The organism is uncultured Methanobrevibacter sp., from assembly GCF_937898925.1.
In the GTDB taxonomy this organism is placed as follows: Archaea; Methanobacteriota; Methanobacteria; order Methanobacteriales; family Methanobacteriaceae; genus Methanobrevibacter.
The window spans coordinates 21,873-28,792 of record NZ_CALDKF010000009.1; the positions used below are offsets into that span (position 1 = coordinate 21,873).

Here is a 6,920-nt window from a genome sequence, read left to right on the forward strand (position 1 = left end):
TTGGTTTGCATCCTAAATTATGTTTATAGCATGTGGTATTTTTTCTTTAATTGCATTATGTATTTTAGGAATTGTTGTAGTGATAATGGATTCTTTTGCAATATATCCGGAATCCCTATCATTGCAATGTCCTATATGGACTGAAGCATTCAATTCTTCCTGCAAGTTATTTACAGTGACTCTTTCAATCCATGGATTGCTGTCAGTTATGATGATTTCATCTATTCCTCGCTTATCCAATTCCTTTGCAACGAGCCAAGAAACGAATCTTCCTCCATGGAGTGAAACGGTGTTTCCATTTATACTATTTGCAATTTCATCTAATGTTTTTGGTAAATTCATCTCTTTATACATCTTGGAGTTTTGTATTGTTGCCCAGTGTGCATCTCCAATTGCAAATGAACCAATTGTTCTTGGATAAATGTTTTCTGGCCCTGCTAGTTTAACTGCATGGGTAAGCGCTAGCAATTCTTCTCTTTGAACTGGCACTCTTGTTGGTCCGCCTTGAATCTCCTCATTCATGATTTTTATCACTCTTGGAAGACCAAATTTGCCTCTTCTTGCAGTTCCTGGTTCAAAACCGCACATGTATCCATGGTGATTTTTAGGAAAACCGGTGATGATTACATTCAATCCAGATCTAAGTCCTGCCCTGCATTCACTTTCATAAGCTCCATTGGTTGCAACCACTTTTCCAGGACATAATATTCTGCTCATAGCTATTGCCTTTGCAAAGCTTTCATTTGTGTTTTCACATCTGTTGAATGGTCCTCCTTCGATTACAAAGACATCCACTCCCATTTCTATTGCTTTACTAAATCCAGTAATCAATTCATCGTATCCGTCACCGACAAACATGATTGCTTCCAGTCCTTTCCCATATTTTTTTGCAAGGTTTGCCAAATCTTCAGCCTCTTCAAGAGGTGCAGCATGTCCATCATTGCATTGTTCACTGCTTAAGTTGATTGCAACAGAAGATGATAATTGAACCCATTTTTCCTTATCTTCAAGTTCAGCCTTTTCCTTATCAATCAATCTTTCATGTATCCTTCCTCTTGGGCATTCGGTAAAGCTTGGGCCTTTGTTATAGCAGTCCCCTCCACATCCTACAATATGCTTAGGGAATCTCATTGCACCGTATTTTCCGAAATGGTCAAGATCTAATGGAACGTCAGTAATGTTATAGACTTCTTCCATTATCTCAACACCTCTTTGCCCATACTTTTCTGCAATGTCTGAAAATGCGTATGCACAAATGTGTATTGGTGCCCCTATCATGTTGGCAAGCATGCAGTTACCAAACAATTCCATCTTTTCCAGATCTGATGCACAGGTTCCAACAACCACTTCAGTCAAGTCACATCCTATTGGGAACTTTTTAAAACGAGTTCCGAGTTTCATGGTTTCTTCCAAGCTCAATTCGGATATTGCATCTACAACAGATCCTACATCTTTTTCAGTTTTTGCCAATTCCAAAGCACTTTCATCACTATTAATTGATTCCTTAATAAGTTCGTACATTTTTTCCCTCAATTTTGAGTCTTTTAGTAATTTTCAAATAAGTGTTGCAATTTATTCAAATTTTTTTAAAGTATTATCAAAATATGGAAAATCCATAAAAAAGTAATACTTTTTTATATAATTTTATTACTAATTCTATTTTTTTATTTAATTTTTCTATAATATAAAAATTTTGTTATTTTTCAACTCTTTTTAGCTTTTTTCCAAAAAAATTTTCGAAGTATTACTTTTAGTTTCATATGGCACAAAGAGTAATAAATAATTTTAAATATGTATTACAATATAATTATTATTACTACTTTGTTAATTAGTATTACTAAAACATTGAAAAATTCTTTTAAGTATTACTCACTTAATTATGTCAAGAATTCTATTATGTTTTGGCTTCTAATTAAGTGCTTTAAAATGGTGTTTATGAACTTTAAAAGATTATAATCATGTTTTACCATGATTTCATATATTTTCACTAAAAGAGAAAGTTTATCCCATTATTAGAATTAGTGATACAATTATCAAATTGAAATATTTTGACAAAGTGGTAAAATATAAAGGAGATATTAAAAATGAAAGTAGCAATTTTAGGTGCTGGCTGTTACAGAACTCACGCAGCTAGTGGAATTACAAATTTCTCTAGAGCTTGTGAAGTAGCAGAAGCAACTGGTAAAGAAAACATTTCTATGACCCACTCTACTATTGAAATGGGTGCTGAACTTTTAGAATTAGCAGGTGTAGACGAAGTTGTTGTAGCAGACCCAGTATTTGACGGTGAATTCACTGTAGTAGAAGACTTCGATTATGCAGAAGTAATCGCAGCACACAAAGCAGGAACTCCTGAAGATGTAATGCCTGCAATCAGAGCAAAAGTAGGAGAATTAGCTGAAACTGTACCTAAACCAGCTGGTGGAGCTATTCACTTCACTCACCCAGAAGACTTAGGTATGAAATGTACCACTGATGACCGTGAAGCAGTAGCTGACGCTGACTGGATCATGACCTGGTTACCAGAAGGAGGTATGCAACCTGCAATCATCGAAAAATTCGCTGATGTAATTAAAGACGGTGCTATTGTAACCCACGCATGTACCATTCCAACTCCTAGCTTAAACAAAATCTTCGAAGACTTAGGTAAAAACGTAAATGTAGCTTCCTACCACCCAGGTGCAGTACCTGAAATGAAAGGTCAAGTTTACATTGCAGAAGGATTTGCTGACGCTGCATCTATTGAAACCTTAAAAGACTTAGGTACCAAAGCAAGAGGATCCGCATTCACCTTACCTGCAAACATGGTAGGTCCTGTATGTGACATGTGTTCCGCAGTAACTGCAATTACCTACGCTGGTCTTTTATCTTACAGAGACACTGTAACCCAAATCTTAGGTGCACCAGCAGGATTTGCACAAATGATGGCTAACGAAGCATTAACTAACGTAACCAAATTAATGGCTGATGAAGGTATTGACAAAATGGATGATGCATTAAACCCTGGTGCATTATTAGGTACCGCTGACTCCATGAACTTCGGTCCATTATCTGAAATTGTACCTACTATCTTAGAATCTTTAGAAAAAAGATCCAAATAAGTAAATAGGGTCTAAAAGATTAAAAAAAGTAGTTTGGTCTAAAATATTAAATAATTATTTAGTCTTGAAATAGATTAAAATAAGAATTATAACTTTACAAGTTATAATAGTTGAAATTGCTCTTTAGAGAAATTTTAGCTACCAAAAACTAAAGAAATTAAATTTAATAGTCATTAATCTTTTTTGTGAATTTTGGGATTAATGCTATTAATTTAATTCTTTAGCTGCATTAAATAATAGGTTATTATTTAAATTCTAGAAAACTCATGGAAAATAATAACGAATTATCTAATGAATAAATATTTGTATATATTATTATTTATTTATTATCATAATTTTTAGAATTTTAAGAAAATAATTCAAAATTTATTATCATTTTAATAATTCTATTAAAAAATAAGATGATTCTGTTATAATTTATTCATAAGTTTTAAAATTTTTTATTTTTCTGTTTAATGTAATTAGATTAATATTTTAATTATTTTAATGCAAGCAGATTAATGTTTATAAAGCTTATTGAATTGGAATTTGTGAAATGTTAATCTAATTATTATTATTAAATAATTATTTGTTTATTCATAAGTGTAAGGTGTTAACTTGATAGAATCTATCTTAGAAAAAGCTAAAAATAGAGAAAAATTAAGTAGAAATGAATTAATCCAATTATTTGAAATAGATGATGAAGAGAATTTAAAGAGATTGTGTGATGTCGCTTGTGAAATTCGTAATGAATGTTCTGATGTAATCAAATTGACATCAACTATTCATCTTACAAATAAATGTCAAGTTCAACCAAGATGCAAATACTGTGGCTTTGCTGCAAAGACTTCTTCAATCGGATATTATGATGCATTCTATAAATCCGATGAGGAAATACGTGAGGCAGCTAAATGCGTTGAGAAATCAGGCATTCCTAGAATAAGCTGCTCTGGAGGACATGGTTATAAAGGCAAGCAGGCAGTCAATGCTGCAAGAATTGTAAAAGGAGAAACTTCATTAGAGATCTTAGTTAATGTCGGTGCTGACTTAACTCAAGAGGCTGTTGGCGAGTTGAAGAAATGCAATGCTGATACCGTTTGTTGCAATTTAGAAACAATCAATGAAGATGTTTTCAATTTTGTAAAGCCTGGTGAAAAATTATCTGATCGTATTAATATTTGTCAGATGGTTTCTGATGCGGGCATTGGATTATCTTCTGGATTATTGATTGGTCTTGGAGAGTCTTATGAAGATAGGGTTGACCATTTATTGTTCTTAGGAACTTTTGACAGCTTGGAAGAGATTCCTATTATGGGATTCAATCCTTATGTTGACACTCCAATGGAAAATCATCCTCCTTGTTCAATTGAAGAGCAATTGAAGACAATAGCCATTACAAGAATCATGTATCCTCGCATTAGAATCACTGTTCCAACACCAACCATTGGTCCTAAGAATGTTGAGCTTCCTTTGCTTGCAGGTGCAAACAACTTGGCAACTGTCATTCCTGAGGATTATCCTTTAGTGGTTAAGGGAGTAGGAAACCCTGATTATGGCAATTTGCATGAAGTGATTTCAGTTGTTGAAGACTTAGGCCTTGAAGTTCAGCTTCATGCTTAGATTCATCATCAAAAGAGGTTAATTCCATTCACGAAATTTTTTCTTTTTTTTATTTTCGGTGGTAAAATGGCATTTGAAGAAAGCATTAGAAAAGCATCCATCCAATCTTATGAAGGCACTCGTAAAGGAGATACTATTGAAGAGATTAGAGCTATTCAAGATTATATTCGTGGTGCTAAGATTGTAGTTCCCAATAAGAATGGGATAAAAGTGGAAGTAATCAATGAAGTTCTTAATAGATTCGATATCCCATCTGCAGAATATTTGCAAGTCAATACCAATTACGCTGATTTCAGTCGCATGCCTGCAATTGCAAAAGCCATGATTGCAGTGGATCAATCAGATGCTGATTTAGTAATTGCCAGAGGCCGTTTAGGGATTCCTGGTTCTGGCTCACTTATGGTTTTTATGGACAACAAGTCCAGAATTCTCACTGCAGCGTCATCTCCATCACATGTAATTCACAAGCAGTCTTTAGAAGAGACAGTCTATAAGGAAACATTGGAGGCATTAAAGAAAGTTGGCTTTGAATGTGATGAGGATATTTGATTTTAGATTCTTGAGATGGTTTAATGAGCAATAATGATTATGATACTGGAATAAGTTCAGAGGTTTTTACAGTCAAATCAAATGTCAGATTGATTGACATTTTCAATCTCATTTTGCAAAAGAAAGCAAATGCTGCATTAAGCTTATTCAATAGTCTAAATGATGATGGAACTATCGATAAGGAAAGCTCTATTGTAATCATTGGAACCTATTTTACAGGAATAGCCATTGCAAAATATTTGTCATTTAATAATTTCAAGGACATAACTATTGTGGATATTTATCCTCATTTGGAAGGATTGATAGATTCAGAATTAGGAAATCCCCTTACTGTTGGGGATGAGACTAAAGAAGACATATTCAAAGAGAATTTCAAGAATATAAAGTTCTCTTCAGACTTGGGATTGATTAAAAATGCTGATGTTGTCATAGACACCACTGGCTTGGGAGGAATAAACGAAAACCAGTCTGAAGCCATTTTTACAAAGGTATTCCTGATTGAGGATCCTATAGCTGAAGAGAATGATGCTTTGCTTAAGGACAAGAATAACATATATGATAGGGCAAATATGGTTAATTCCTATAATAAGTATGTTCTTAAAACCAAAGGATTGAATACAAAAACATCTGGAACAATGACTTTAGCAATAGATGTTTTAAGGCAATCCATGAATAGTATATTGGCTAGAGATGGAGTTCTTTATTGTGCATCTGAAATGACATTTTATGAAGAGATCATATTCAAGGAAAAGGATTTGGAGAAATTCTTTAGATTGATAGAATCACCAGTCCTAAAGGTTTCAACAATCCAGCCATTTGGCTGTGATGGCATAATTAATGAGTTTATTGATGAGATTTATTCAGAGATATTAGTTAGGTGGTAATGAGTTTTATTTATAGTTTTATTTTTAAGAATTTTTAGGGATATTAGTTAGGTGGTATTGTGTTTGCAAATGATATTTTTAATGTTATAGATGAATTGGTTCCTCGTAAATATGCATTGAAAAATGACAACATAGGATATTTCAGTAAAAATTATGAAAATTTAGATATTAAGAATATTAATGTTTTGATGGATTTATTGCCTGAAGATGATTTGAAATTTGAGGAAGGTGAACTGGTTATTTCACATCATCCTCCTTTGTTCATGCCAAAGACTCCAACATATGTTGTCCATTCGAATTGGGATATCATTAATGGAGGTTCAAATGATGCTTTGGCTTATTATTTAGGTTTAAAGCCAATGTCCATTTTCCATAAGCAGACTGGTATCGGCAGAATTTGCTCTTCAACAAAGACATTGGACCAGTTTTTAGCATTGGTCTGCTATAAGTTCGGTCCTGAAAATGTCCGCTTGGTTAATGATGGGGATTTCGATAAGATGCTTAGAAAGATAGCTATTGTCTCTGGATTCGGCTTAAGCAATAAGGAGTTTATTAAATTGGCAAAGGATAGGTCTGTTGATGCATTCGTATCTGGAGACTTAAACCATTCAAATGCAATTTTAGCTAAAAAATTAGGAGTCACCCTAATTGATGTGTCACATCATATAATAGAACTTCCAGGATTGTTTGCCTTAACACAAATGCTAAAGAACAATCATGAGATTGATGTTCCTGTAGAAATGATAGACACAGGAGTTCCATGGAAATATATCTCTGCGGATTTCTA

Annotated in this window: 6 protein-coding genes; 5 read left to right on the top strand and 1 reads right to left on the bottom strand. The window is 33.5% G+C overall.

Going from position 1 to position 6,920, the window contains the following annotated elements; all coding sequences use genetic code 11:
• Positions 1-12: 12 nt before the first annotated feature.
• Positions 13-1,521: a 5,10-methenyltetrahydromethanopterin hydrogenase cofactor biosynthesis protein HmdC gene (gene hmdC, locus Q0409_RS00830; protein WP_298534059.1), complete on the bottom strand. Its 1,509-nt coding sequence runs from the start codon at positions 1,519-1,521 to the stop codon at positions 13-15.
• A gap of 563 nt (positions 1,522-2,084) precedes the next feature.
• Here hmdC and hmd point away from each other — a divergent pair.
• From hmd to Q0409_RS00855, 5 genes are all read left to right on the top strand, one after another.
• Positions 2,085-3,101 (top strand): 5,10-methenyltetrahydromethanopterin hydrogenase, encoded by a 1,017-nt coding sequence (gene hmd, locus Q0409_RS00835; RefSeq protein ID WP_296869869.1) that lies wholly within the window; start codon positions 2,085-2,087, stop codon positions 3,099-3,101.
• A gap of 597 nt (positions 3,102-3,698) precedes the next feature.
• A complete protein-coding gene (gene hmdB, locus Q0409_RS00840) occupies positions 3,699-4,700 on the top strand; it encodes a 5,10-methenyltetrahydromethanopterin hydrogenase cofactor biosynthesis protein HmdB (protein WP_298534061.1) in 1,002 nt (333 codons plus the stop codon).
• 66 nt (positions 4,701-4,766) lie between these two features.
• Complete coding sequence (locus Q0409_RS00845; protein WP_296869874.1) at positions 4,767-5,249, top strand: DUF3236 domain-containing protein; 483 nt, start codon at positions 4,767-4,769, stop codon at positions 5,247-5,249.
• A 23-nt stretch (positions 5,250-5,272) separates the two neighbouring features.
• On the top strand, positions 5,273-6,133 hold the full coding sequence (locus Q0409_RS00850; protein WP_298534062.1) for an SAM-dependent methyltransferase HcgC family protein: 861 nt from the start codon (positions 5,273-5,275) through the stop codon (positions 6,131-6,133).
• A 59-nt stretch (positions 6,134-6,192) separates the two neighbouring features.
• The coding region (locus Q0409_RS00855) for a Nif3-like dinuclear metal center hexameric protein (protein ID WP_298534064.1) at positions 6,193-6,920 on the top strand (728 nt) is incomplete at its 3' end.